Origin of the sequence: Rheinheimera sp., from assembly GCF_037442345.1 — a bacterium.
Classification (GTDB): domain Bacteria; phylum Pseudomonadota; class Gammaproteobacteria; order Enterobacterales; family Alteromonadaceae; genus Pararheinheimera.
Window position 1 is genome coordinate 1 of sequence record NZ_JBBIQL010000001.1, and the last position, 25,780, is coordinate 25,780.

The window sequence follows — 25,780 nt, forward strand, 5'->3', positions numbered from 1 at the left end:
TTTTGGGTTCCAGTAACGGGTTTGGTGACCGAAGTGTACGCCCGCCTGGAGCATATCGCGCATAGAAACTTTTGCCATTTAGAATAGTCCTCTAATGGGGTTGGGCCTCCATACATCCCATAGAGCCGACCGTTACGCTTGGCGTATTGGCACCCCGGCTTATGTGTCGATGTATGTGTGTTATGTAATTCGCGGCGACTTGACCGCAGTTAAGCAACTGACTCACCGAATCCGATTTGCCAAATTGCGGCGCGCTTTATACCATATGTCCCCTTGAAACACAATGCATTGTGTAATTTTGCAGCAGAGAGAACCCCATGGCCGCCACCATCAAAACCCCGGATCAAATTGAAAAAATGCGTGTCGCTGGTCGTCTGGCCGCCGAAGTGCTGGAGATGATTGAGCCTCATGTGGTGGCTGGCGTCACCACAGAAGAGCTGAACCGGATTTGCCACGACTATATTGTCAATGTGCAACAGGCCATCCCTGCCCCGCTGAACTACCATGGATTTCCAAAATCGATTTGTACCTCAGTCAACCATGTAATTTGTCACGGCATTCCGTCCGACGATAAAAAACTGAAAGACGGCGACATTATCAATATTGATATCACGGTCATTAAAGACGGTTACCACGGTGATACCTCCAAAATGTTTGTGGTTGGCAAAGCAAGCATCCTGGCAGAGCGTTTAATTAAAGTGACGCAGGAATGCCTGTACCTGGGTCTGAAGAAAGTGAAAGATGGCGCCCGTTTGGGCGATATTGGCCATGTGATCCAGCAACACGCCGAAAAACACAGCTACTCAGTGGTGCGCGAATACTGCGGCCACGGCATTGGCGCCACCTTTCATGAAGACCCGCAGGTGCTGCACTACGGCCGTCCTGGCACAGGTGAAGTATTAAAAGCTGGCATGACCATTACCATAGAGCCGATGATTAACGCGGGTCAACGCCACAGCAAATTGATGAAAGACGGCTGGACGGTTATCACCAAAGATCGTAGTTTATCTGCGCAGTTTGAACACACCATTCTGGTCACTGAAACCGGCTGCGAAATTCTGACCTTACGTCAGGACGACACCATTGAACGGATCCTGACCGCCAGCTGACCGTCTGGCGGCAATGATGAGGTAAAGCGATGAATATGGCATTGGCATTCAACAAGTCTTTACCTGCCAGCTGCAGCCTGGACAGCTACAAAAAGCATTTTGCCGACTTTAACGACTGGCTGAAAGTGGCCTTTGAGCACCAGACCATCGCCAGTCTGGTGAAAGCCCGTGCCCGGTTTGTCGACGACGCCTTATGCGCACTCTGGCAACATTTTGGTCTGTCCAAACACAAACACTATGCGCTGATTGCCGTCGGCGGTTATGGCCGTGGCGAGCTGCACCCCTGCTCAGACATCGACTTATTGCTGCTGACTGAAAGCCGGCCCAACGCGCAGCAGCAAGAGCAAATCAGTCAGTTTATTACCCTGCTGTGGGACTTACGGCTGGAGGTCGGCCACAGCGTACGCACGGTGAAAGAAACCGTCAGTCTGGGTAAAGATGACATCACCATAGCCACCAACCTGATGGAAATGCGCCTGCTGACCGGCAGTAAAGAGCTGTTTGCTGAGTTGCAACAACAGATCAGCAAAGACAGTTTCTGGAGCTCACAAAAGTTCTTTCAGGCCAAACGCGATGAGCAGCAGCAGCGCCATGCGCAGTACCATGGCACGGCCTATAACCTGGAACCCAATTTAAAAGCCAACCCGGGAGGCCTGCGCGATATCCAGACCATTGGCTGGGTGGCGAAAAAACACTTTAATACCCGCACCATGCGGGAGCTGGTGGCTTATCAGTACCTGACTGAAGATGAATACCAGGAACTGATGGAGTGTGAGGCCTATTTATGGCAAATGCGTTTTGCGCTGCATGTTGAATCGGGCCGCAATGAAAACCGCATTTTGTTTGATTACCAGCCGGCGGTCGCGCAGCGGCTGGGCTTTGGTGATGATGGCAAAGCGTCGGTTGAACGCATGATGAAGCGTTTCTTTCAGACGGTGCAGCGTGTCACTGAGCTGAACGACATGCTGCTGCAGCATTTTGAAATCAGTATTCTGAACAGCCACGCCAAGTTTAAGCAATTGAAACTGGACGATTATTTTGAACTGGTCGGCCCGCTTATCCGCGCGACCGACAACGCCGTCTTTGCCCGGCGCGAAAACATTCTGCGGCTGTTCTGGCATATTGCCAATAACTCCAATATTACCGGCATTCATTCGGATACGATCCGTTTGTTACGCCTGGTGCGTCGCCGTCTGATGGGCGATTTGCAGGATTATGAAGCCTGCAGACAGTTATTTCTGACCATCATAAGGCACCCGCGTGGTATGGACAGAGCCATTACCCTGATGCACCGTCACGGCATTCTGGCGGCTTACCTGCCGGCCTGGCGCAATATCGTTGGCCAGATGCAGTTTGATTTGTTCCACGCCTATACAGTGGATGAACACACCCACCGGGTGCTGAAAAACCTGTACCGCTACAGCCAGGCGGGTTTTGAAAACGAATTTCCGCTTTGCACTGAAATTGTCAAACGGATGGAAAAACCCGAGCTGTTGTACCTGGCCGGTATATTCCATGACATCGCCAAAGGCCGCGGCGGTGACCACTCAGAGCTGGGTTCTCTGGACGCCCGGGAATTTGGCAAGTTGCACAAATTAAGTGACTTTGACAGCAAGCTGCTGGCCTGGCTGGTGGAAAGCCACTTGCTGATGTCGGTCACTGCGCAGCGTCGCGACATTCATGACCCTGCGGTGATTGCCGAGTTTGCTGAAAAGGTGCGTGACGAGACGCGGCTGAACTACCTTTATTGTCTGACACTGGCTGATATCCGCGCCACCAACGACAACCTGTGGAACGACTGGAAAGGCTCCTTATTACGCGAGTTGTTCCTTGGCACTCAAAAGGCTTTGCGCCGTGGTCTGGAAAAACCGATAGACCTGCGTGATTTAATCCGCGAAAATCAGGCCGAGGCAATGAAGCTGCTGCAAAAACAAGGCTTTACCGAACATGAAGTGCTGAACCAGTGGAGCCGTGTCAAAGCCGACTACTTTGCCCGCTACAGTCCGAAACAAATTGTCTGGCATTCTGAACATATTCTGCGCCACAAAGACCCGAAAGAGCCTTTGGTGCTGGTGGATAAAACGCCCTACCGTGGCAGCACCCAGGTCTTTGTTTACACGCCGGATCAGGAAGGCTTGTTTGCCCGCTTGGTGGCAGCGCTCGACAGCAAAAAGGTCACCATTTACGACGCCCAGATCATGACCAGCAAAGATGGTTATGCCATGGACACCTTTGTGGTGCTGGAGCAAAACGGCGAACCTGTCACCTCGCCTTCCCGTCTGCAAAGTTTAAAACGGGCGCTGGAAACTTTTATTCAGGGCAAAGGCACCACCAGCCATGGCAAACAACGTCTGTCGCGCCAGATGCGCTCTTTTACAGTGCCACCGAAAGTGGTGTTCTTACCGGCTCAGAACAAACACCGCACCATGCTGGAAATTACCGCTTTGGATATGCCAGGCCTGTTGGCCAATCTGAGTGCCGTATTTCAACAATGTGAGGTCAGCATTCATGCAGCCAAAATCACCACCATTGGGGAAAAAGCTGAAGACTTTTTTATGATTTCTACCCGTCAGGATCAGGCGCTGGATGCCGAGCAACAAGCCCGGCTGCGTCAGGTGCTGGTCGAGCAATTAACTCCACAGACTGAGGACTGATATTTTGACAGAGTTAAAAAGCATCATTGAAACCGCCTTTGACAACCGTATGGCCATTACGCCAGCAACAGTCACGGCAGAAGTGAAAAACGCCGTGATGCAGGCCATTGAGTTACTGGACAGCGGCAAAGCCCGGGTGGCTGAAAAAATCGCCGGTGAATGGGTTACCCATCAGTGGCTGAAAAAAGCCGTGTTGTTGTCGTTTCGTATCAATGACAACCAGGTAATGGATGGGGCTGAAAACCGTTTCTTCGACAAAGTACCAATGAAATTTGCCGATTATAGCCATGAACGTTTTGTCGCCGAAGGCATGCGTGTGGTGCCACCGGCCGCAGTGCGTAAAGGCAGCTTTATCGACAAAAACGTAGTGCTGATGCCATCTTACGTCAATATCGGCGCTTATGTTGGCGAAGGCACTATGGTGGACACCTGGGCCACTGTCGGTTCTTGTGCTCAAATCGGTAAAAACGTCCATCTGTCTGGTGGTGTAGGTATTGGTGGCGTGTTAGAGCCGCTGCAGGCCAACCCGACCATTATTGAAGACAACTGCTTTATCGGCGCCCGCTCTGAAGTGGTGGAAGGCGTGATAGTGGAAGAAGGCGCCGTCTTGTCTATGGGGGTCTATATCAGCCAGTCCACCCGTATTTATGACCGGGAAACCGGCGAAATCAGCTACGGCCGGGTGCCTGCGGGTGCCGTGGTGGTGCCTGGTTCTATCCCGTCCAAGGACGGTTCACACAGTCTGTATGCCGCTATTATTGTGAAAAAAGTGGACGCACAGACCCGCGCTAAAGTAGGCATTAATGCCCTGTTGCGCAGTGTCGAATAACAGCCTGAGCCGTTGACAAAAAAGCCAGCTATTGATGCTGGCTTTTTTGTCGCTGCCGGAACCGATTTATAAAGCCACACCCAACCAGGCCTGGTGCATGGCTTTTTGTGCCCGGCTTGGTTTGGCCACAGGTACCACCTGGCCTGGGCCTTTGGCTTTTTGTTGCAGCACCAGTTCGGTTTGCTGCAGCCGGCCCTGTCGGAAGAAGTTCAGCTGCACTTTGTCGCCTGCCTTAAAGTCTTTCAGCCGCTCCGCCAGCCCCTTTTTCAGTTGCAGGTCATTCACCGCCACCACCAGATCCTCCGCTGTCAGACCGGCGTTCCAGGCTGCAGAGCCACGCTCGACAGTTTTCAGCAACGAAAAGCCCATGTGCTCAGCGCTGCTGACACCGGTATAAATCTCCTGCTCTTTGCCTGGCTGCCACTCTAAACCAAAGGCTTTCAACAGCTCGGCAGGCTGGAAGTTTAAAGGTTGCTCGACCTGAGTCGCCCAAAATGGCTGCAACGACGAGCCTGTTAAATCCAACGCAATTTTTTGTACATCCTCTGCCGTAAAGGCGGTGGTTTTGCCAAAACGCTGATACAGCTGGTTATGCAGCGCGCGGTAGCTGGCCTCACGGTCTGAATGCTCGAGCAGCCACAAGTCCAGCAACCAGCTGGCAAGGTAACCTTCACTGTAAATATTCACACTGAAGTTCAGCGCATGGTCACCACCCAAAGCTATCCAGTTATCAAAACTGCTTTCGGCGACTGACTGCAGTTCGCGCCCCGGCGTCTGCAGGAAACGCTGCAAACGTTTGGCAATATCAGCGTAAAACTCGGTTTTGCTCATCAGGCCGGCACGCAGCAGCAACTGGTTCTGGAAGTAACTGGTGCTGCCTTCGGAGATCCACAACAACCTGCTGTAATTCGGGTTCAGGTAGTCGTAGGGCACCAGTTCGGCAGGCCGGTACGCTTTAACGTTCCAGGTATGCACCAGCTCATGGGACGCCGTGCTTAAAAACTCCAGGTAATCCGTACGGCTGGCAAAACTAAAACGGTCACGTTGGATCACCGTGGAATTTAAGTGCTCTGTGGCGCCACGTACCCCGTCCGTTGCATGCACAATAAACAGGTAATTCTGGTAAGGGTAACCAGACCAGATGCTGTCGGCCTGCGCCACCAGCTTACTCAAATCGGTCTGCATTTGGTCGGGGTTGTAGTTGCCTTCCCCCCACAACACCAGCTCGTACTTTCTGCCATCGACAGTGAAACTGCGGTACTGGCTTACACCAGTTTCAATCGGTGAATCGGCGACCACGTCATAGTTGGCGGCGATAAAGCTGTGGTCTGCTGCACCACGCTGCATCCCGGAGTACGATTTCCAGCCTTGCGGCACCTGCAGTTCAACCTGCAACGGCAGTGCTTTGGTGTGCTCCGAGTACATCAGGTAAGCACTGGCATTGATATAGGCATGGGTTTCATCAATATGGCGTGTACGCCCCCCCAGCTGATTGGCATAAATCTGGTAGCTGACCACCAGTTCCCCGGCCTGTGGCACCTGCAGCCGCCAGCTGCTTTTTTCTGTTTTTACAAAAGGAACTGCAGTGCCATCTGCCATCCTGGCGTTAAACAGGCTGACTCCATTGGCCAGGTCCATAATCTGGTATTTCCCGCTGCGCCAGGCGGGTAAATGCAGCGTGACGGCTCCGGCTGTGGGCTGTTCAAAACGCATTTGGACCTGAGCCAGATGGTGCTCTGGCTGCTCTATACGGATTTGATACTGCACCTGCGCCCAGCAACTCATCGACAGCAAACTGATCAACACACACAAAACTTTCAGAAACTTCAAACGACACCTCCAGAACGAATACAGCAAAGATACCATAAATCCAATAACTTACCCTTTTCCGGCGGCAGGAAGCTGGCTTGAAGCGATCAAAAAAATGTAACCCATCATGAAAACTTTCAAATTAACTTTTACTTTTGTTCCGTACTCTGGTTTAATACGCTAGGTCCAACCGGACAAATAAAAGCAGATTTAAAGAGAACACTATGAACTATCTGACCTCTGCCGAAGAACAAAACTGGTTACCCTACTATTTAACCAAAAAGTAACCGGTCAAACATACCCTACAATTGCTGATGAAACGGACCCTTGTGGTCCGTTTTTTTCATTTTTTTCAATTGACTACTGTCGCTTTTAAAGTCAATCCGGATATACTTAGGCCAGAATAAGCCGTATTTCTGTGCGCGGAGAGTAATACGAGTGGCCGAACAACCAAACGACCTGAAACTGCAGTTGGCGAGTGCTCTGAAGGCGCGCAAGCAATTAGAAGACACCTACGAATCCCAGTTTAAAATTCTGTCCCAGTTTGTAGCCCGTCTGTCGTTGACCTGCAAAGGTATTGATATAGAGCTGGATAACAAGCTGGCCAAACTACGCCAGGAGTTTAACCGCAGCACCGATCTGGAAAAAATTCTGCCGCTGGTCGAATCCACGTCCGAATCGTTGAAATTGCTGGAAACCAAACAGCAGCAAGACCTGAAAAAAGCGCAAAACACTCTGTCAGAAGCAGGTAAATTGCTGCAAAAACAACGGGGATTGCCGGATCAACTAAGGCGTGATTTACGGGAATTGTTAAACCGGGTCGATGAGCCTTCAGCCACAGTGCATGCGTTTTTACCTCATATTACCGCGCTGACCGAGCTGTACCAGACTGCTTTGGGCACCAAGCAACAGCAAGAAGCCGGCCTGACCGACGAGCACAGATACCAGCATGTTTGCCGTCAGATCTCCGTGGAGCTGACCAATCTGCTCAGTGAACTGGCATTTGAGGCCAAATATGCCGCCGATGTCGAAAAAATCCGTCTGACCCTGCTGTCTGATATCAACATTGAGGTGCTGCTGGAATGCTGCCTGCGTACCATTGAAATTATCATTGCCTCGGTTACTGACGAGCGACAGTCTGCCCAACATTTTCTGCTGAAACTGAATGATGCGCTGAACACAGTGCAAAAGAACCTGTTGTCGTCGCTGAGCGGCAGCCAGAATTTCCGCGACAAACTGACGCAACTGAACCAGCAGATAGAACAACAAATTGATGCCCTGTCCGCTGAAAGTAAAAACGCGACGTCACTGGAACAATTGCAGCAGTTAGTCAGCCACAAGCTCGGCGCTATCAGTCTCTCACTGAAAGAGAAAGAAGCGCTGGAAAAAGATGAGCGTGAGCTGATCCTGAGCACCTTAAAAAGCATGGAACAACGGCTGGCAGAACTTGAAGACGAAGCCCGCCAGTTTAAAAAACGCCTGTCCGAACAAAAGTTCCGCAGCCTGCAGGACGCTCTGACTGAACTGCCTAACCGCGCTGCTTTTGACGAACGTTTTGAACTGGAGATCCGCCGCTGGCAGCGTTATGGTAAGCCTTTAACCATCGCCCTGGCTGACGTCGATTTCTTTAAACAGATCAATGACAACTACGGGCATAGCGCTGGAGATAAAACCTTAAAAGTCATAGCCCAGGCCTTAAAACAAAGCCTGCGCGACACCGACTTTATCGCCCGCTATGGCGGAGAAGAATTTATTATTCTGTTTCCGGAAACCAGCCTGGGGGAATTAAACCTGCCACTGAATCATCTGCGGGAACGTATTAAAAAAATTCCGTTTAAGTTTAAAGACAAAAACGTCCCAATCTCGATTTCTTTTGGTGCCACTGAACTCAAAGCCTCGGATACCAACAGAGCGGCTTTTGACCGGGCTGATGAAGCTTTATATGAAGCCAAGCGCGCCGGACGGGACAGAGTGGTGCTAAAACCTTAGTGCGAGCCAAGGTTTCAGGCCAGCTCCTGAAATCGTGCCGCCCTACTCAGCCAAAGCATAAGGATGTCATCTATGCACGTACAGTTAAACCCCCTGGGGGCCATGTCGTTATTGTCTCAACTGGAAGTTGACCGCCTTAAATCCAACACCAGTGCTGACGCTTTTCAGTTATTTCGCAACTGCTGTCTGGCCGTCTTGAATGTGGGCAGTCATACCGACAGTTCCGCCGAAATATACCAGCAGTTTAAAGATTTTGACGTCAATCTGATTGCGCGTGAACGAGGGATCAAAATTGAGTTGTTTAACCCTCCGCAGTCGGCTTTTGTGGATGGTCAGATCATCCGTGGTATTCATGAGCATTTATTTGCCGTGCTGCGCGACATCTTGTTTTACCATACCCAATTAACCCACGCGAACCGGCTGGATTTAAGCAACACTGACCATATCACCCATTCGGTTTACGATATTCTGCGTAATGCCAGGGTGATTGATGCCAGTATTGAACCCAGCATGATCGTCTGCTGGGGCGGGCACTCGATCAACGAAGTGGAATACAAATACACCAAAGAGGTGGGTTATCAGCTGGGTTTACGTGGCCTGAATATCTGTACAGGTTGTGGTCCCGGAGCCATGAAGGGCCCCATGAAAGGCGCCACTATAGGTCACGCCAAGCAGCGCAATCCCCATGGCCGCTATCTGGGGCTGACGGAGCCAAGCATCATTGCCGCAGAACCACCCAATCCTATAGTGAATGAATTGGTGATTCTGCCGGATATTGAAAAACGGCTGGAAGCTTTTATCCGTGTGGCCCACGGTATCATTATTTTCCCTGGTGGTGCCGGCACCGCAGAAGAACTGTTGTATTTGCTTGGCATTATGCTGCATGAAAAAAACAAAGAGCAGCGCTTACCTGTGATCCTGACGGGCCCGCAGCGCAGTGCCGCTTATTTTGCTGAACTGGCCAGTTTTATTGAACAAACTCTGGGTAAAGAGGCGCTCAGCCTGATTGAGATTGTGATTGACGACCCGGTCGCCGTTGCACAGAAATTAAAACAGGGTTGTGCAGAAGTTCGACAGTACCGTAAAACAACCAGCGACGCTTACCACTTTAACTGGACCTTGCATATAGATCCAGACTTCCAGCATCCGTTTGCACCAACCCACCAGAATATGGCTGCACTGGACCTGCATCTGGAACAAGATAAGGCCCGTCTGGCCGCCAATCTGCGCCGGGCTTTTTCCGGCATAGTGGCAGGCAATGTCAAAGATGAAGGCATTAAAGCGATCAGCCAGCATGGCCCCTTTACATTATCAGGCGAACCCAAACTGATGGCCCTGATGGACAAACTGCTTCAGGCTTTTGTTGAACAGGGCCGGATGAAATTACCTGGCAGCAAGTACGAGCCCTGTTATCAAATACTGAAATGACATGGCGCATTTGTTACTGATTGATGGCCTGAACCTGGTGCGGCGGCTTTATGCCGCACAGGAAAGGCCTTTTCTGCATTCGGCAACCCCCTACTCTGCCGCCACAGGCGAGCAGCTGCTGTTTAATACCAGTGAACAGGCGCTGCTGGTGTTAAAGAAACTGGTGCGTCAGTTTGAACCCAGCCATCTGGCGCTGGTATTTGAACAACCACACCTGAACTGGCGTGCCCGCTTGTACCCACCTTACAAAGCAGACCGGCACCCTATGCCGGAGCATTTGCAGCTGGCGCTGCCAGCGCTGCAGCAACGCCTGCAGGACAACGGCTTCAGCTCTGTGCAATTGCCTGAGCAGGAAGCCGATGATCTGATAGCCAGCCTGGCCATGCAAATGCGCCAGCATCAGCAACAGGCCACCATAGTCTCCACTGACAAAGGTTATCTGCAGTTGCTGCCCTCAGGCGTACAGTTGTATGACCACTTCAACAGGGTTCAGCACAATGCCACGACAGTGCTGCAGAAATTTGGCGTGTTGCCGGAGCAGTTAGTCCGATATTGGAGCCTGGTGGGGGATAAAACGAATAATATTAGCGGTATTGCGGGTATAGGCCCTAAAACAGCCGCAGAATTGCTGCAGCTGGGAGCTGATATCAAAACGGCGCTGAGTCATCCGGACTGCCCGGAAAAGCTGAAGCAGAAAATTCTTGCCGCCAAAGCAGAATTGATGATTTTTATGCAGATCCTTAGCCTGAAAACGGATCTGCGCCTGGGGCTGAACCTGCAACAATTCCGTTATTCGCCACAAAGGGCAGATTGATGAGTAAAAAAGTCTGGTTACTGCTTGGAAGCGGCATATTGTTGTATCTGGCCCTGACAATTTTGGTGCTGCTGTTTTATAAAGATGAGCCGGATCAAATGGACTGGCAGGACAGAGAAGCCTTTAACACCAAGCTGATTTACAAGATGGATATGAAGCAGCCCATAAGCCGGACTGAAGTGATTGCAGCGCTTGGCGGGCCCGACATTACCGAAGCCATTCTGGTGTCAGAACAAATTTACCAGATGATGTATTACCGGACGCACAGAACCAAAAGCGACGGTATTACCACCAAAGATGAATGCACAGCGCTGTTGTTTAAAAACAATCAACTGATCGCTATAGGCGAAAATGCAATTGAACAGTACAACCAGCTCAGATAAAAGGCTGAACCTGCTGGCCGGGCTCTATCAGCAGGCTGAGGCATTGTATGCTTCGACGCCTGTCAGCGCCGGTCAGGTGCAACAGCTGGCAGCGGCTTTACTGGCCCTGAGCCAGACCCATCCGGCATTGCTGCTCAGTCAGTTATCTCTGACACCACAACAACAGTCCATTTTGGCCTTACTGGCCGTCAAACAAACAGCCTTGCTCTGTTTATTGCAACGCAACCTGAAACTGCCGGACAGCTGGTGTCTGTTGATACTGCATGCCTTGTTGGTGCAACCACTGGCCTTGGCTGGTGACAGTGCAGAACTCAGTGCCTCCCAGCAGCGTTACCCGGCGCTGCTGAGCCTGAAACAACAACCAGAGCTTTGTCAGCAACTGAACCTGAACGCTGTTTTTAAACTAACAGATTACAAAGCCAAAAACCGTCCCTTCTGGCAAAGCAGCAGCACAGCTCAGATCGTGAGTTTTTGCTGGCAAGTAGCCCGGCTGATGGTGCCGGGCTCTGGCCGTTACCCAGGCCTTGAGCAGATCAGTGCGGCGTTGCTGCCTCAGGCGGATCAGACAGAACTGTTGTTATGGCAAGCAATCAGCCAGGACTCACTCTGGCTGACAGGCCGGTTTTTACAGGATGAAGAACAGCAATTGCTGATGCTGTTAAACCCGGTGCCTCATCAGGGGCTGCTGCGATTGGTCTGCTTTAACAAACAGCAAAAAGAGTTCGGCCAGGTGGTTGAATTAGCTGACGATGGCCTGAGCCTGCTACAGCCAAGAACTTTTACCGACTGGTTTTATTGCAGTTTCTGGCAGGAAAGCGACGTGCAGCTGGCAGCACCGGACAAGTTGCCAAACCTGAATTGGCTGCAACAGCTCAGCGCCGCTCAAACTGTCAGTCAACAAAGCAGGATGTTACAACAACAGCCTCAGCTTGCCGCACTGGTGAAACAGCAGGCGTCCGCATTAAGCCGCCATCAGCTGGAGCTGGAGTCAGAAAAACATGCGATCGCCCTGATAGGCCAGCAGAACCTGCCGGCCGTATTGCAGCAAAGCTGGCTGACTCAACATTGCCTGCTGCAGGCTCACCCCTGGCATCATCAGTTGCTGCAGTTCCGCCTGGTGCTGCAACAGGCACTGCTGCAACTCGACCAGGAACTGAACTTTTTTGGTCTGAACAGCTTCAGTGCCAATACGCTGGCCTGGTGTTGTGTCTGGCCTTTGTGGCAACAAAATGATGCCAGGTTTTACCCTCTCGTCAGCCCGCAGGGGCGCAGCTATCTGGAACTGTATTTAAAGCAGCAGTTGTGGAAGCAGGCGCAGTACCAGCAGCTGTTGAACAAAGTACTGGTCCATCTGCACTGCCCGGTCGATTGGCTGATCGCGGCAAAACACTACAGGGCCTTGCCTCAGCACGCCCAGACATCACCTCAGGCACTGCTGCTTGCCGCCGCCATGGAACTGGCAATCAGCCTGTTTGCGGTGTCTGACGATGAGCCTGCCCGACTCGAACAAAGCCTGCGTTTTTTGCAGCAAAGCAGTCAGCGCCAGTTGAAACCGGCCAGCCACTACCAGCAGCTTCTGGTAGCGGCAACTCAGCCTTCAACAGAGCTGTCACCTCTTTGTAATTTAATTTCAGCATTAGGCAACGAAACCCGGCAAAATCAGCCTGTTTCCCAGCAAATAAGCGCATAAAGTGGAAACTAACCACCAAAAATGCTATATTCGCGCCGTTTTTTCTGGCCGGCACTCTGGGTAAACCCAAGACTTCAAGCAATAACGGTGCTGGCATCAACCTGTCTACGTAAGGATTATTATGAGTTCTCAAACTATTACCGTGATCAAAGGTGACGGCATTGGTCCAAGCATTGTTGAAGCTGCTATTCAGGTTCTGGATAAAGTAGGTTGTAACTTCAGTTACGAGTATGTGGACGCAGGGTTAACCGCGCTGGAAAAAACCGGCGAATTGTTACCTCAAGCCACTCTGGATGCGATTGCCCGGAATAAAATCACCTTAAAAGGCCCGCTGACTACACCTGTTGGTGAAGGGTTCACCTCAATCAACGTGACCTTGCGCAAGAAATTTAACCTGTACTCCAACGTACGGCCGGTAATTTCATTTAAAGGCACCAAAGCCCGTTACGAGAATATCGACATCATCACCATCCGTGAAAACACTGAAGGTATGTATTCAGGCGCTGGCCAAATCGTCAAAGAAGAAGGCACAGTGGCGGAAGCCATGAGCATTGTGACGAAAAAAGGCTCAGAGCAGATTGTTGAGTTTGCCTTTGAAACTGCCCGTCGTGAAAAGCGCAAAAAAGTGACTGCAGTGCACAAAGCCAATATCCTGAAATCGACCTCAGGTTTGTTCCTGAAGACAGCGCGTGAAGTGGCGGCCCGTTACCCGGATATCGAATTCAGCGAAATGATCGTCGACAACGCCTGTATGCAGCTGGTGATGAACCCGCAGCAGTTTGATGTGATTGTCACCACTAACCTGTTTGGCGATATTTTGTCTGACCTCTGTGCCGGTTTAGTCGGTGGTTTGGGTATGGCCCCGGGTGCCAACATTGGTAAAGACTGCGCGGTGTTTGAAGCAGTGCACGGCAGTGCGCCGGATATCGCCGGTAAAAACCTGGCCAATCCAAGTTCAGTGATCCTGGCCTCTATTCAGATGCTGGAATACCTCGGCATGAAAGACAAAGCCGAAAAAATTCTGGCTGCGTTAAAAGATGTGATCGCTTCGGGCGACCGCACCACCCGCGATTTAGGCGGTACCCACGGTACCACAGACTTTACCGCCGCAGTGCTGGAACGCCTTTAACCGAACAAGCCGCTGTTAAGCGGCTTTTTTATTGCTGAAACTCAGTGTTTCCTTATCTCCGTCAACCTTGTTTTGAATAGGCCCGGCAAATTTTGTAAATTGCCAAGGCGGCCTTTCCACTTAAAACAGAAGGAATTTACGATGTATCAGTTGTACTACTCACCCTCTACCGCCAGCATGGCGCCGCATATTCTGCTGGAAGAGCTGCAACAGCCTTTTGAACTGGTGCTGACCGACACGGCCACCGCCAGCCATAAAACAGCAGAGTACCTGAAGCTTAACCCCAATGGGTTAATCCCTACTCTGGTGGATGGGGATTTGGTGTTATTTGAAACCGCAGCTATTTGCCTGCATCTCTGTGATCAACATGCGGAAAAAGGCTTCATGCCTGCAGTTGGTACAGCACAACGCGGCGAGGCTTATAAATGGCTGTTCTGGCTGTCAGCTACCTTACAAAGCAGCTTGATTCTGTATTTTTACCCGGAGCGTTGGGTGACTGCCGCCCAAAGCGCTGCCGAGATAAAAGCCCAGGCACAGGCCAAAGTACTTAGCCTGCTGGAGCAACTGGAACAACAGATGGCGAGCCATTGCGGCCATTGGTTTTTAGGCGACGAATTTTCACTGCTGGATATTTACGCCATGATGTTATGTCGCTGGACCCGCAATTTCTCAGGCAAAAAAGCCCGCGATTTCCCCTTTATTGCCCTCTGGCTGCAACGTATGCTGGCCCGTCCTGCGGTGCAAAAAGTCTATGCCAGAGAAAATATTCAGCCGCCCTTAGTCTGAGCAGATACGGATAATAAAGACCACGGCATCTTGGCTGCCGGTCAGGTTCAACTCCTGTACCGGCTGTTGCTGCCAGCATAAATCCAGTTCGGTCAGCTCAATACACTGCTGTGCACTTTGCAGTACTGCACTGCCCTTCGCCAGAAAAACCCCAAGACCACAGAGCTCTGTGGCAAGATCCACACAGTGCGGCAGTTGGTGCACGTCCAGACTGGCCCGCACAGCGCCACGTCTGCTCATCAGATTAAAATCGAGGACAGCACCGTCCGTCAGATAACACTGCACTGCGGTTTCACCTGCAAATTCAAACGCAGTATATGGCGTTGCCAGCTCAACAGTGTCAGCTGGCAGCTGCAGGCGAACCCCCTTGCCCTGCAGCAGCAAAATAATGCGGTCAATACCAGGAAAAGCGGAGAAAGGGCCATCGCTGGCCACTTCTGCAATGGACATACGCCATAACAAGCCCTGCTCATCATCCTGGCGCAACAGCTGATGGGTGATACCACCGCCATTTTGCCAGGCTTGAGTCAGCCAATGTTCTGGCTTAATGAGTTGAATGCGCATAAGTTGTTGCCGTAAATAAACAGGCGCTATTACAGCAAAAAACCGCCTTGCCGAACAGCGCCCAGTGCCAGCAACACAGGGCAACAACTGCAGGTCGTATCAGTTACCCATACGCAAACAGAGTTCAGCAACATGCTTCCCCTGAAAACGGGCCATCGCCAGCTCTTTTGCTGAAGCCGGACGCGAGCCATCCGCACCGGCAATACAGGCCGCGCCCAATGGAGAACCACCTTTGACTTCAGTGATATCTGCCAGTTCGGGGCAACTGTAGGGCAACCCCACCACCAACATCCCGTGGTGAAACAAGGTGGTATGCAGCGACTGCAAGGTGGTTTCATTGCCACCGCCAGTCCCTGTTGAGGTAAAGGCACTGCCAATTTTGCCAATCAGCTTGCCCTGAGCCCACAAACCACCTGTCTGATCAAGAAAATTGCGCATTTGCGCTGCCATATTGCCAAAACGGGTCGGCACACCAAAGAGTATGGCGTCGTAATCAGCCAATTCGGCCGGTCTTGCCAGCTCCGCTGTCTGATTCAGTACAAAACCTGACTTTTCTGCCAGCTCCTGCGGCACCAGCTCAGGCACCCGTTTTAATGTCAGCTCAACGCCAGCAACCGCACTTACGCCTTCACAGACTGCTTTAGCCATCTGCTCAACGTGCCCATAACTTGAGTAATACAACACCAGTATTTTTTTCATCGTTGACTCCGTTGACGTTTGATTCAGGTTTTATTGACGCATTGAAATACAAAGCGCCCGACGGAGCATCACACTAAGGAGCGATTTCACCATCGGATACGGAGCTGCAGCGCGATTTCACCAGGTTTTACAGGAATTCACGACGCTGAATACCACAGGTGCGGCTTTGCAAGGCTTAACTTGGCGCAATGTTGTCCGGCTTTTACTCTGCACTGAGTTATGTTTCAGGAGAGTAACTATGAGCAGACAGTTTCAGTTGATGCAGATAGACCCCTGTCCACTGGTGTTGTGGGCAGTTCACCAACTGGCGGAACAGCAGTCGGACCTCACACTGGTGGCCCAAAGCAGGGATGCCACCCGGCTCTGGCCTTTATGGCAACAATGGCAACCTGAACTGACAATTCTGCATCTTTGCCAGACCAGCCCAACCGACTTCGCTACTCTCAGACGCATCTGCCATGCCAGCGGCAAACTACTGGTGCTGTCCAATCGCCCGGACCGATCAGAGCAGCAGTTATTTCTCGACACAGGGGTTTGTGGTTATCTGTCCAAAAACACCGAACCGAATCAATTGTTATTGGCTGTCAGGGCCATCCAGTCCGGCAAAAAGGTGCTGGAGTTTTGCACTGAGCACAATACAAAAAATTCGGACCACCTGACCCACAGGGAAGTCGAAGTGCTGAAACGGGTGTCCCGAGGCGAAGCCAATAAATCCATCGCCAGCAACCTGTGTATTTCAGAGTGGACAGTCAAATCCCATATGAAAAACATTCTGAGTAAATTGAACGCAATAAGCAGAACTGAGGCTGTATCCATCGGTGTGCAGCGCGGGTTGATCCATTTCTTATAAATGCCGCAAAACCCCACTTAGGAGCGATGCCAAACAAGTATAAAAACCACAACATCAATTCAGGCTTGGGTGTGCAACCTCGCAGTGCAGGAACGGCACATCAGCCTGATTTTTCAGGAAACTTAAACGTTGGAGACAGTTATGATTCAGTTTACAAATCAGATTAAACAGAGCCTGGCCATCGCAGCCTTGAGCCTGTCATTTATCGGCAGTGCAGTGGCCGGTGAGCCTGCCAAAAGCCTGCTGACCCCAGACAATCACGTATTGTTATTGATAGACCATCAGCCACAAATGGCTTTTGCCACCCATTCGCACGAAGTGGTGGATATCCGTAACAATGTGACCGCCCTGGCCAAATCTGCCAAGGTGTTTAAGGTCCCGACCATTCTGACCACTGTGGCTGAAAAGTCCTTCAGCGGGCCACTATTCCCGGAGTTACAGGCGGTATTTCCGGAGCAAAAACCTATTGACCGCACCACCATGAATACCTGGGAAGACAACAGGGTGACGGACAAAATCAAAACCTTTAAGAAAAAACGCGTTGTGATCGCGGCACTCTGGACCGAGGTGTGTGGTGTAGGACCCGCCCTGTCGGCCATCGAAGAAGGTTATGACGTTTATTTCGTCACCGATGCATCTGGGGGGGTAACCAAAGAAGCCCATGACATGGCCGTGCTTCGTATGATTCAGGCCGGAGCAAAACCCATTACCTGGCTGCAATACATGCTGGAGCTGCAACGTGACTGGGCCCGCACCGGCACTTATGTACCTGTGACCTCCATTGCCAAAGAACATGCGGGCGGTTATGGCCTGGGTATTATCTACGCAGCAGAAATGTTTGGTGCCAAAGAAGGCCATTAATCAATGACCAGAACCCCTGCACAAGCAGGGGTTCTTCTTTTTTTGGAGTCAGTAATGAAATTTTTTTGTTTACTGCTGTGCCTGCTGTGCACAACAGCCATGGCGCAAGGTAATGCAGCCAAGGGAAAAGAGCTGTCAGGTCAGTGCTGGGGCTGCCATGGCGAAACCGGTATTTCGCCAATAGCGGGCAACCCAAACCTGGCGGCACAGAATGCCGCCTACCTGGAATATGCGCTGAAAGCTTACCGCAGCCGCGAACGCAAAGGCGGCCTGGCGGAGATTATGTACGTCAATGCCGCGCCGCTATCTGATCAGGACATTCTTGATTTGGTCGCTTATTTTTCCACTCAGGCTGGTGCCAACAGCCACCAGACGCCAACGAAGGAGACTCCATGAGAACAGGTATCCTGCTACTGGCGCTGTTGCCTTCTTTGCCGTTGGCCGCAGCTCCGGATCTTATTGTCTATAACGCTAAAGTGGCTTCGTTTAACCAACAAGGCGTGACCGCTTTTGCGGTAAAAGAGGGCCGCTTTACCGAACTCAGCTCTTCTGCCCAAAACCTGTTAAGCCAGAAAGACAGCGCCACCCAGCTTATTGACGCCGGTGGCCGGCTGGTGATCCCTGGCTTAAACGACTCCCACCTGCATGTGGTCCGGGGCGGCCGCTTTTATAACCTGGAAACACGCTGGGAAGGCATCAACAGCCTGAAACAGGCGCTGTCACTGGTCGCTCAGCAAGCCAAACGGACTCCGAAAGGCCACTGGGTGCGGGTGGTAGGCGGCTGGACTCCCGAACAATTTGCGGAAAAGCGCCTGCCAACTCTGGCTGAGCTGGATCAGGCTGCACCCAATACACCCGTGTTTATTCTGCATCTGTATTCAGGCGCCATACTGAACAGCGCAGGTTTGGCAGCACTTGGCATTACCAGTCAAAGCCAGGCCCCCAAAGGCAGTTATTATGAAAAAGATGCCAAAGGACAACTGACAGGCCAGCTGGTGGCGGATCCGAATCCGCAGCTGCTGTATCAGAGTATTGCAGCACTGCCAGGTCTGAGCCCCGAGCAGCAACTGAACTCCTCACTGCAGTTTTTTCAGGCCCTGCTTGGTTATGGCGTCACCAGCGTGGTGGATGCCGGAGGTGGCGGCCACCAGTTTCCCCAGCAATATCAGGCCAGTACCCGGCTGGCGGTCGAAGGTAAACTACCTGTTCGGATCGCCAACTACCTGTTCCCGCAACAACCCGGTGACGAGCTGAATCAGTTTGCCCGCTGGATGGCAAATTATCAGCAGGACCAGAATCTGGACGCCCGTCATCCCAGAGGTTACACCATTGCCGGCGGCGGTGAGCTGCTGGCCTGGTCAGCGTCCGACTATGAGAACTTCCGCTCACCACGGCCAGAACTGAAACCTGGTTTTGAGCTGGAGCTGCAAAATATAGTGCGTATGCACCTGCTGATGCGCTGGCCGTTTCGGATCCATGCGACTTATGACGAAACCATCGACAAAATGCTGGACGTGCTGGAAAAAATCAATAAAGACCAGCCGCTGAACAAAGTCCGCTGGGCTTTTGATCATGCCGAAACAGTGTCGGACCGCAATCTTGAGCGGATCCAGCGCCTGGGCGGCGGTATTGCTGTGCAGGCCCGGCTGGCTTTTGCCGGTGAAGATTTTCTGGCCCGCTATGGCAAAACGAAAACCCAAACCACAGCGCCGGTGAAAAAAATGCTTGAGCTGGGTATCCCTGTGGGTTTAGGCACAGATGGTACCAGAGTGGCCAGTTTTAACCCCTGGGTCACTTACTACTGGCTGGTCAGCGGAAAAACCCTGGGAGGTACACAGCTGACTGCTGAGGAACAACGGTTAGACCGGCTCACCGCATTAAAGCTTTTTACCCTGGGGTCCGCCTGGTTTTCCGGTGATGAGCAGCAAAAAGGGGCCATAGCGCCCGGCATGCTGGCTGATTTCAGTATCCTGAATCAGGACATTTTTCAGGTGGAAGAACAGCAGCTATTGCAGACCCGCAGTGAGCTGACAGTGGTCGATGGCCGGACTGAATACGCCAGCAAAGCCTTCCCGGCGTTCGCTAAGCCAAGGTTAAAAGCTGAACCGCTTTGGTCCCCTGTTAACTTTGTTCCATCCGAATGAGGCAGTCCCCGCACTACCCGGCAGTCTTTGCTGCCGGTTTGATTCTGCTGCCTGGCGTTGCCCCGGCAGCAGAGTCCTTTTCATCCTTTGGAATGGAGATAAGACAAAAACTGCAAAGTGTACAAAATGCCGACTTCAGTGCTGAGCATCAGACGCTTTGGCTGCAGCGGTGGTTACCCTCGCTCGAGCTCAGTCTGCTCCAGTCAAGCTCTTTGCTGCTGGAACCTGTTGTGGCCTTTGACAGCCCTCACAACGCGGGCACATCACCGCTGGAACAAACTGCACCAGAGCTGCACCGGCTGATACTGCAGACAAACTACGATTCATGGCAACTGCAGTTGGGACGGCAGGTCTGGGCTTTTGGCAACCAGCGTCAACTGGGCAAACGTGAAGGAACCAATGTCCGCCGTCGTTTCGATGGTTTGCTGCTGACCAGCCAGCGGGAAGCCTCACAATTCAGCCTGTACCATGGTCAGCATGTCATTGCTGAGCCTGGCAGCTGGAATGATCAAAGCTCAGACAACTGGCGTGTAAGCGGCATGCTGCTGCAGACAGAATGGACACCTGAGCAGCAGCTGCGCCTGCATTATCTGCGTTATCTGGACCACAGAGACAGCAAAGACGAATTCCGGCACTCCATGGAGTTCAGCCTCAGGCTAGAGGGAAATCATCACGACGTAGCGCTGGAGCATATTTATCAATGGGGCGACCAACAACAGTATTCTATTGACGCTCATTGGTTTTTTGTCCGCTACCAACAAAGCCTGAACCAAAGCTTCAGCTGGTCAGCCGCCCTCAGTCTGGCCAGTGGAGACAACAATCCTCTTAACCAGAAACTGTCTACTTTTCAGCCGCTTTTCGCCAAGGCGCCTTTTTATTCTGAAGCCGGTAGTATTGCCACCAGCAACATCAAAAATCTGCAACTTGGGCTGCATTCTCAAACACCGTCAGGCCTGCGCCTTGAACTGGAGTATCAATGGCTGGCGCGGCTCACGGCAGATGACGCCATTTATGCTCAGGGTCGTTCTGTGTTGCTGAGTGCTCAAACCAAAGGCAACAGTAAACTGGCCGATGTGTTCACTGTCAGACTCAGTCAGAAATTCAGTCCGTCGCTTGAGTTTGAACTTTTGCTGAGCCACCTGAACGCTACGGCCACTCTGGCGCAGGCCACAGCCAGGCAGCACAGTCTGTTTTTTGAAGCAGGTTTTACCCTGCAGTACTGACCGCCGTCTATGGTGAACAATTCACAACAATTCACAGCATTTGATTCGCCTGACCAGCACTTTGTATCGACAATGGAAAAAGCAGAACAGGAACTCAGGGCTCTGGTATCTGAAGCCAGGGCACAAAAATGGATAGCGCCATGGCAAATGTTTTAATTGTGGTGACCTCAGACGGCAGCTGCGGACATGAAAAATCTGGCTTGTGGCTGGCTCAACTGGCTATTCCTTATTACCTGTTACTCCATGCAGGCCATACGCTGACTCTTGCATCACCAAAAGGAGGTTCAGCCCCAATTGATCCGGACAGTTTGCGGCAGGAACTACAAACGCCGGAATCTCAGCGTTTTCTGACAGACAGAAACGCCCGCAGCGCGCTGGCAGATACGCTAAAGCTACAACAGCTTTACCCTTCAGACTTCCAGGGGGTGTTTTATGCTGGCGGACTGGGTCTGTTAAAAGACCTGATCCAGGCCCCTTGTTCTATCCGGTTGCTGAAAGAAACCTTTGCCTTAAACCGCCCTGTTGCGCTGATTGGACACGCCGCAGCCGTCTTATTGTGGCTGGCTGACGACAAGCATAAGCCGCTGGTTGAAGGGAGAAAAATAACCATGCTGAGTCAGCAGGAGCGGCAGCTGCTGCACCCCGACTGTGTATTACCACTGGACCCGGCCAACGAGTTAATACAACGCGGCGCTCTGTTAAGTACAGGACCGGCGCATCAGCCTTACGTAGTGCAGGATGGAACCTTATTCACAGGTCAGAATACGGCATCGGCTGTCCCATTGACGCAACAGTTTTTAGCCGCCCTGCCCTCTTAGCAGCAGGGTTCGAGTAACAGGCAGGCTTCCTTCCAGTCCTTTGTTTGCTGATTTTTCGGAAACAGAGCCATAGTCTGCTGCAACAGTTGCTCCGCTCCTGACCAGCCCAAAGTTTTCAGACTCATCGCGGCCCTCAGTTGCCAGGACAATGCGCCCTGACGCCTGGCCAACTGGTAAGCCTCGTAGCAAGACTGCTGAGTCTCAGCTTTGGACCCACCATGATGGTTCACCGCCATTGCCCGCGCTCTGATCATTTCAGCTTCACACCAGGCTGAAACCGGCCAGTCCTGGTGGGTCCCGACAAATTCTGGCAGAAAGCGGTAATCAAGAGTAGCAAGCAAGTTGCCGTAAAACCTGTTCAGTTGTCCCCCCAAACCGGCATCCGGTGACCCGTGGTCCGTTAAAATGTTCAGCGCCTCGCTGAACACCTGACCGCCGGCTTTCCAGATTTGCGCCGGCATACCGCTATTCAGCCGTAACAACATGTCTATGCCGTAGCGGGCCAACTGGGTATCGCCTTGCCACAGCGCCACAGGACATAAACCACAGACCAAAAAATAGCCCAGCGCATAAGGCTGCCGTATGCTCTTAGCTCTGTCCAGCATGCGGATAATCAAACGTATCGCTTCATTGGTCTGGCCTGCAATCCATAAAGAGCGGGCATGATAAGCACTGGCCGCCACTAAATGATCGTAACAATACACATGGGCAGGAATAGTCAGAGGTTGCCTGACTTCAAGCTGCATGGCCTCTTCCCCAAAAACCAGCGCTGCCGTGTAGTGTCCCCTCGTATGCTGGTTGATCATCTGGATCCGCGAGCGGGTGGCAGCAATTTGTGGCAGGCTGTTGTTTGAGGTAAGACTCAGATAAGCACGGCTCCAATAATCCAGTGAGGCGTCATCGGCGCCAAGAACTGAATGAGCGTATAAAGACCAGGTCAGCTGAATTTGCAATACCTGATCCTGCGCTACAGCTGCATACTGCAAACCCAACTGGAATAACTCAGCCACCTGAGCCGAAGCGCCATAGTGATGAAAACGCACATGCCCAAGCGCGAGGCCCAGTTTGGCAATTAAATCCGCCGGAAGCAGCCCTAAACGGCTGCTGGCGAAATGCCAGGCCTGTTCCAGGTAAAGTTGAATTTCGGACAGCTGTAATGAGCGAAACCACAAAGGAGCGGATTCAGTCACCAGCCTGATCGCCAGTTCATGTTTATCAGGTTCAGCAAAGGCCCAGTGCAACGCCAGCTTGATATCTGCCACATCCTGTTTTCGAACCTGCAGCCAATTGGCCGGGGTGTCAGCATGCCATTCATCCAAGGGCTGCTGCGTCTGCTTCAGACAATACAGGGCATGCCGGTGGCGGATTGGTTCCAGTTCGCCATGCTGCTGCAGTAAATCCAACGCAAAGTAACGCATCGACTCAAGCAATGCAAAACTCACCCGGCCATCCAGATCCATCACCCGCACTAAGGACTTTGCAACCAAACTGTCCATCAAATCAAGAATATTTGCCTCACTGAAATCCGGGTTAACGGCCAGTACCGCATCCAAATCGAAACGTCCGGCGAAGACCGCCAGACTGCGCCACACACCAGCCTCATCGGCCGTCAGGCTGTCGTAACTCCAGTCGATCACAGCCTTAAGTGTCTGATGCCGGGCCAGTGCTGTACGTCGGCCCTTAGTGAGAAAACTGAATCTGTTATCCAGCCGCCGCTCCAGTTCAGCAAAGCCAAATACAGGCACCCTGACAGCAGCCAGCTCCAGCGCAAGAGGTAAGCCATCCAAGCGCCTGCAAATGCGACCAACGGCATCCACCTGTTCAGCCGACAGCTGTAAGTCGGGCAATAACGCCTGCACTCTGCTCATAAACAGCTGTACCCCGGGGTAGTCCATCAACTGTCCGGCGGTGAATAACCGCTCAGATTCAGGGCAACCCAAAGGTTCCAATGGAAACACCTGCTCACCTTCAGAGCGTAAAGGTTCACGACTGGTGATTAACAGGTGTGCCTGAGGCAGTTGCCGCAACAATTGCTCAGCCAGTTCACCGATGCGCTGCACCAGATGCTCACAGTTATCCAGCACCAACAGCACCGGAGTTTGTGCCAATGAATGAATAATTTCCTGCAACGGATTGCTGTCAACACAGACCAAATCCAGCGCCATAGCCAGAAAATTCTCTACCAGCCTGCTGTCGGTATGAAGCGAAAAATCGATAAAGTAGCTCTTGCATGGGAACTCAGCCTGCCATTGCTCAGCCACCGTCAACGCAAGAATAGTTTTACCCATACCGCCGGGGCCGGTAATAGTGACACAACGTCGGTCGAGCAGAAGCCGGCGAATTTCAGCCAGTTCTCTGTCCCGTCCCAGCACAGGCACTAAAGAACGTACAGCAGATGTCTGCATAGTTCCGGTCACAGAGGACGACAAGGCCGACGCCGTGCTGATGGGGGTTATTTCTGCGATAAAACAATAACCACGGCCCGGAATATTCTCGATATAACGTATACCTTGCTGCTCTTCCTGCAACGCCTTACGTAAGGCTGAAATATGCACCCGCAGATTACTTTCTTCCACTACTGTATGAGGCCAGGCGGCAGCAACCAGCGTATCATTGTCGATGACCCGGCCAGCATGGCGCAGTAAGACTGATAAAATATCAAAAGCCCGGCTGCCAATAGCTACGGGCTGCTGGTCCCGCACCAGCTCCCGTCTGTGCTCATGGTATAAAAAAGGCCCGAACCGCAACGAAGAGGTCAGCATTTCTGTATCAGGCATCACGCACTCCCTGGTGTGATGGCGCCATCAAGCTGTACAGCTGGAGCTTAACTGAGCCAGCGTTGTGAATGGTGCATTAATAGTTATTCAGAGCGCATCAAGCTTCAATGCTGGTAAAAGGAAGGATTCTGCCAAAATGATGTCAGGAAAGGCCAATACTTACCCAAACTGCTGCCGGTATTGGCCAGGGGTTAAGCCCAGTTTGGTCTGAAACAGATTACTCATTTGCCGCACACAGCCAAAACCACAATCAAATGCCACAGTTTTCATCGGCAGGTTGCTGTTTTCCAGCAACTTTCTTGCCTGGTCTACCCGGGCATGCTGCACAAAAGTCATTGGGGTCAGCTGAGTTTCCTGCTGAAAAAGCCTGGAGAAGTTACGCACACTCATATTCGCCAGCTCAGCCATGCGTTCTACGGTGAATTTTTCATGCAGGTGCGCCAACACAAACTGTTGCACCTGTGACACCGCCGAACTGTCACGCGCCACTTCGGCTAACAGCGGACTGAACTGCACCTGACCGCCCTGACGCCGCATCACCACCAACAACACTTTAGCGACATTCACCGCCAGAGCCCTGCCGTGATGGCGCTCGAGGATACTCAATGCCAAATCTATACCCGTGGTGATACCACCTGAAGTGACAAGCGAAGAATCCTGCACCACCACCTGATCTGTTTCCACCAGCACCTGCGGAAACTCCGCCGCCAGACGCTTGGTGTAATTCCAGTGCGTAGTGACCTTACGCTCGTTGAGCAAGCCTGCTTTTGCCAGAATAAAAGCACCAGTGCAAACCGAGCCATACAAGCCCGCTTTACAAACAGAAGCAGTTAACCATTGGTATAACTCAGGGTGGTGCTGGTTATAGGCTCCTGGACCACCAGGTACCAGCAGCACATCATAACTGCCCTGAAACTGATCAAAGCTGGAATCTGGAACTACACGGACCCCATTGGACGAGCTTACTGCGTTTGTGCTGGCAGCCAGAGTGACCACTTTGTAACGCTCAGGGTCGGGCAAAAACCTGTTAGCCAACGCAAAAACCTCAGCTGGACCGGCAAAATCCAGCAACATAAAGTTTTCAAACAAAGGCATTATCACGTTTTTCATACTGGTAACTGGTTTGTCCCTTTCCTGCCAGGCTGGTATGCGTCTGTCAGCCAAAACCAATGTTAAGTTTTGTTTATTTAGGTAAGCAAAGTTTAGTTACACCCTGAGACACTA

At 51.9% G+C, this 25,780-nt stretch carries 21 protein-coding genes and 1 pseudogene; 16 read left to right on the forward strand and 6 right to left on the reverse strand.

All coding sequences use genetic code 11. The annotated features are described in order from the left end of the window. Window positions 1–78: pseudogene (gene rpsB, locus WKJ04_RS00005) on the reverse strand (30S ribosomal protein S2); the annotation flags it as partial. A gap of 239 nt (window positions 79–317) precedes the next feature. Here rpsB and map point away from each other — a divergent pair. Genes map through dapD form a run of 3 tightly spaced genes read left to right on the forward strand, consistent with a single transcriptional unit; the run spans window position 318 to window position 4,592 of the window. Next, the gene (map, locus tag WKJ04_RS00010; RefSeq protein WP_337878540.1) at window positions 318–1,109 is read left to right on the forward strand and encodes a type I methionyl aminopeptidase; all 792 of its coding nucleotides are present in this window, start codon (window positions 318–320) and stop codon (window positions 1,107–1,109) included. Between the two features lie 29 nt (window positions 1,110–1,138). Then, window positions 1,139–3,763 (forward strand): [protein-PII] uridylyltransferase, encoded by a 2,625-nt coding sequence (glnD, locus tag WKJ04_RS00015; protein ID WP_337878541.1) that lies wholly within the window; start codon window positions 1,139–1,141, stop codon window positions 3,761–3,763. 4 nt (window positions 3,764–3,767) lie between these two features. After that, window positions 3,768–4,592: a 2,3,4,5-tetrahydropyridine-2,6-dicarboxylate N-succinyltransferase gene (gene dapD, locus WKJ04_RS00020; protein ID WP_337840672.1), complete on the forward strand. Its 825-nt coding sequence runs from the start codon at window positions 3,768–3,770 to the stop codon at window positions 4,590–4,592. A 66-nt stretch (window positions 4,593–4,658) separates the two neighbouring features. Here dapD and WKJ04_RS00025 read toward each other — a convergent pair whose 3' ends face one another. Further along, window positions 4,659–6,422, reverse strand: a complete 1,764-nt coding sequence (locus WKJ04_RS00025) for a M61 family peptidase (RefSeq protein ID WP_337878542.1) — start codon at window positions 6,420–6,422, stop codon at window positions 4,659–4,661. Between the two features lie 417 nt (window positions 6,423–6,839). Here WKJ04_RS00025 and WKJ04_RS00030 point away from each other — a divergent pair, with 417 nt between their 5' ends. The 7 genes from WKJ04_RS00030 to WKJ04_RS00060 all read left to right on the forward strand — a co-directional run bounded on the left by WKJ04_RS00030 (window position 6,840) and on the right by WKJ04_RS00060 (window position 14,620). After that, a complete protein-coding gene (locus WKJ04_RS00030; RefSeq protein WP_337878543.1) occupies window positions 6,840–8,390 on the forward strand; it encodes a diguanylate cyclase in 1,551 nt (516 codons plus the stop codon). Window positions 8,391–8,462: 72 nt separating this feature from the next. Beyond that, the gene (gene ppnN, locus WKJ04_RS00035; protein WP_337878544.1) at window positions 8,463–9,818 is read left to right on the forward strand and encodes a nucleotide 5'-monophosphate nucleosidase PpnN; all 1,356 of its coding nucleotides are present in this window, start codon (window positions 8,463–8,465) and stop codon (window positions 9,816–9,818) included. Between the two features lies 1 nt (window position 9,819). Continuing rightward, the gene (xni, locus tag WKJ04_RS00040; RefSeq protein WP_337878545.1) at window positions 9,820–10,632 is read left to right on the forward strand and encodes a flap endonuclease Xni; all 813 of its coding nucleotides are present in this window, start codon (window positions 9,820–9,822) and stop codon (window positions 10,630–10,632) included. Continuing rightward, window positions 10,632–11,015 (forward strand): DUF3192 domain-containing protein, encoded by a 384-nt coding sequence (locus tag WKJ04_RS00045; protein ID WP_337878546.1) that lies wholly within the window; start codon window positions 10,632–10,634, stop codon window positions 11,013–11,015. The genes xni and WKJ04_RS00045 overlap by 1 nt, the downstream gene beginning before the upstream one ends. Beyond that, window positions 10,984–12,705: a hypothetical protein gene (locus WKJ04_RS00050; RefSeq protein ID WP_337878547.1), complete on the forward strand. Its 1,722-nt coding sequence runs from the start codon at window positions 10,984–10,986 to the stop codon at window positions 12,703–12,705. Before WKJ04_RS00045 ends, WKJ04_RS00050 begins: the two co-directional genes overlap by 32 nt. A 121-nt stretch (window positions 12,706–12,826) precedes the next feature. Beyond that, entirely contained in the window at window positions 12,827–13,834 is a 1,008-nt protein-coding gene (locus tag WKJ04_RS00055) for an isocitrate dehydrogenase (protein ID WP_337840679.1), read from the forward strand. Between the two features lie 141 nt (window positions 13,835–13,975). Next, window positions 13,976–14,620, forward strand: a complete 645-nt coding sequence (locus WKJ04_RS00060) for a glutathione S-transferase family protein (RefSeq protein ID WP_337878548.1) — start codon at window positions 13,976–13,978, stop codon at window positions 14,618–14,620. Here WKJ04_RS00060 and WKJ04_RS00065 read toward each other — a convergent pair. Together WKJ04_RS00065 and wrbA are read right to left on the reverse strand one after the other, a co-directional pair. Further along, complete coding sequence (locus WKJ04_RS00065) at window positions 14,612–15,184, reverse strand: HutD family protein (protein ID WP_337878549.1); 573 nt, start codon at window positions 15,182–15,184, stop codon at window positions 14,612–14,614. The genes WKJ04_RS00060 and WKJ04_RS00065 overlap by 9 nt on opposite strands. Before the next feature lie 99 nt (window positions 15,185–15,283). Then, entirely contained in the window at window positions 15,284–15,883 is a 600-nt protein-coding gene (gene wrbA, locus WKJ04_RS00070) for an NAD(P)H:quinone oxidoreductase (RefSeq protein WP_337878550.1), read from the reverse strand. 238 nt (window positions 15,884–16,121) lie between these two features. Between wrbA and WKJ04_RS00075 the strand changes: the two genes are divergently transcribed. From WKJ04_RS00075 to WKJ04_RS00100, 6 genes are all read left to right on the forward strand, one after another. Continuing rightward, on the forward strand, window positions 16,122–16,733 hold the full coding sequence (locus WKJ04_RS00075) for a response regulator transcription factor (RefSeq protein WP_337878551.1): 612 nt from the start codon (window positions 16,122–16,124) through the stop codon (window positions 16,731–16,733). Window positions 16,734–16,874: 141 nt separating this feature from the next. Next, window positions 16,875–17,594 carry a hydrolase gene (locus tag WKJ04_RS00080; protein ID WP_337878552.1) on the forward strand — a complete coding sequence of 240 codons (720 nt, stop codon included), beginning with the start codon at window positions 16,875–16,877 and terminating at the stop codon, window positions 17,592–17,594. Between the two features lie 54 nt (window positions 17,595–17,648). After that, the gene (locus WKJ04_RS00085) at window positions 17,649–17,990 is read left to right on the forward strand and encodes a c-type cytochrome (protein ID WP_337878553.1); all 342 of its coding nucleotides are present in this window, start codon (window positions 17,649–17,651) and stop codon (window positions 17,988–17,990) included. After that, entirely contained in the window at window positions 17,987–19,738 is a 1,752-nt protein-coding gene (locus WKJ04_RS00090; RefSeq protein ID WP_337878554.1) for an amidohydrolase, read from the forward strand. Before WKJ04_RS00085 ends, WKJ04_RS00090 begins: the two co-directional genes overlap by 4 nt. A 92-nt stretch (window positions 19,739–19,830) precedes the next feature. Next, window positions 19,831–20,961 (forward strand): alginate export family protein, encoded by a 1,131-nt coding sequence (locus WKJ04_RS00095; protein WP_337878555.1) that lies wholly within the window; start codon window positions 19,831–19,833, stop codon window positions 20,959–20,961. Between the two features lie 140 nt (window positions 20,962–21,101). Then, a complete protein-coding gene (locus tag WKJ04_RS00100) occupies window positions 21,102–21,779 on the forward strand; it encodes a type 1 glutamine amidotransferase domain-containing protein (protein WP_337878556.1) in 678 nt (225 codons plus the stop codon). Here the strand turns inward: WKJ04_RS00100 and WKJ04_RS00105 are convergent. Together WKJ04_RS00105 and WKJ04_RS00110 are read right to left on the reverse strand one after the other, a co-directional pair. After that, window positions 21,776–24,556, reverse strand: a complete 2,781-nt coding sequence (locus WKJ04_RS00105) for a winged helix-turn-helix domain-containing protein (protein WP_337878557.1) — start codon at window positions 24,554–24,556, stop codon at window positions 21,776–21,778. The two genes, WKJ04_RS00100 and WKJ04_RS00105, sit on opposite strands and share 4 nt — an antisense overlap. A gap of 159 nt (window positions 24,557–24,715) precedes the next feature. Then, entirely contained in the window at window positions 24,716–25,666 is a 951-nt protein-coding gene (locus tag WKJ04_RS00110; protein ID WP_337878558.1) for a GlxA family transcriptional regulator, read from the reverse strand. Window positions 25,667–25,780: the final 114 nt, after the last annotated feature.

Bases quoted from the DNA above. Each gene is read 5' to 3' on its own strand.
- map (WP_337878540.1), top strand. From the start codon at position 318: ATGGCCGCCACCATCAAAACCCCGGATCAAATTGAAAAAATGCGTGTC.
- glnD (WP_337878541.1), top strand. From the start codon at position 1,139: ATGAATATGGCATTGGCATTCAACAAGTCTTTACCTGCCAGCTGCAGC.
- ppnN (WP_337878544.1), top strand. From the start codon at position 8,463: ATGCACGTACAGTTAAACCCCCTGGGGGCCATGTCGTTATTGTCTCAA.
- xni (WP_337878545.1), top strand. From the start codon at position 9,820: ATGGCGCATTTGTTACTGATTGATGGCCTGAACCTGGTGCGGCGGCTT.
- WKJ04_RS00045 (WP_337878546.1), top strand. From the start codon at position 10,632: ATGAGTAAAAAAGTCTGGTTACTGCTTGGAAGCGGCATATTGTTGTAT.
- WKJ04_RS00050 (WP_337878547.1), top strand. From the start codon at position 10,984: ATGCAATTGAACAGTACAACCAGCTCAGATAAAAGGCTGAACCTGCTG.
- WKJ04_RS00055 (WP_337840679.1), top strand. From the start codon at position 12,827: ATGAGTTCTCAAACTATTACCGTGATCAAAGGTGACGGCATTGGTCCA.
- WKJ04_RS00060 (WP_337878548.1), top strand. From the start codon at position 13,976: ATGTATCAGTTGTACTACTCACCCTCTACCGCCAGCATGGCGCCGCAT.
- WKJ04_RS00065 (WP_337878549.1), bottom strand. From the start codon at position 15,184: ATGCGCATTCAACTCATTAAGCCAGAACATTGGCTGACTCAAGCCTGG.
- wrbA (WP_337878550.1), bottom strand. From the start codon at position 15,883: ATGAAAAAAATACTGGTGTTGTATTACTCAAGTTATGGGCACGTTGAG.
- WKJ04_RS00075 (WP_337878551.1), top strand. From the start codon at position 16,122: ATGAGCAGACAGTTTCAGTTGATGCAGATAGACCCCTGTCCACTGGTG.
- WKJ04_RS00080 (WP_337878552.1), top strand. From the start codon at position 16,875: ATGATTCAGTTTACAAATCAGATTAAACAGAGCCTGGCCATCGCAGCC.
- WKJ04_RS00085 (WP_337878553.1), top strand. From the start codon at position 17,649: ATGAAATTTTTTTGTTTACTGCTGTGCCTGCTGTGCACAACAGCCATG.
- WKJ04_RS00090 (WP_337878554.1), top strand. From the start codon at position 17,987: ATGAGAACAGGTATCCTGCTACTGGCGCTGTTGCCTTCTTTGCCGTTG.
- WKJ04_RS00095 (WP_337878555.1), top strand. From the start codon at position 19,831: ATGGAGATAAGACAAAAACTGCAAAGTGTACAAAATGCCGACTTCAGT.
- WKJ04_RS00100 (WP_337878556.1), top strand. From the start codon at position 21,102: ATGGCAAATGTTTTAATTGTGGTGACCTCAGACGGCAGCTGCGGACAT.
- WKJ04_RS00105 (WP_337878557.1), bottom strand. From the start codon at position 24,556: ATGCCTGATACAGAAATGCTGACCTCTTCGTTGCGGTTCGGGCCTTTT.
- WKJ04_RS00110 (WP_337878558.1), bottom strand. From the start codon at position 25,666: ATGAAAAACGTGATAATGCCTTTGTTTGAAAACTTTATGTTGCTGGAT.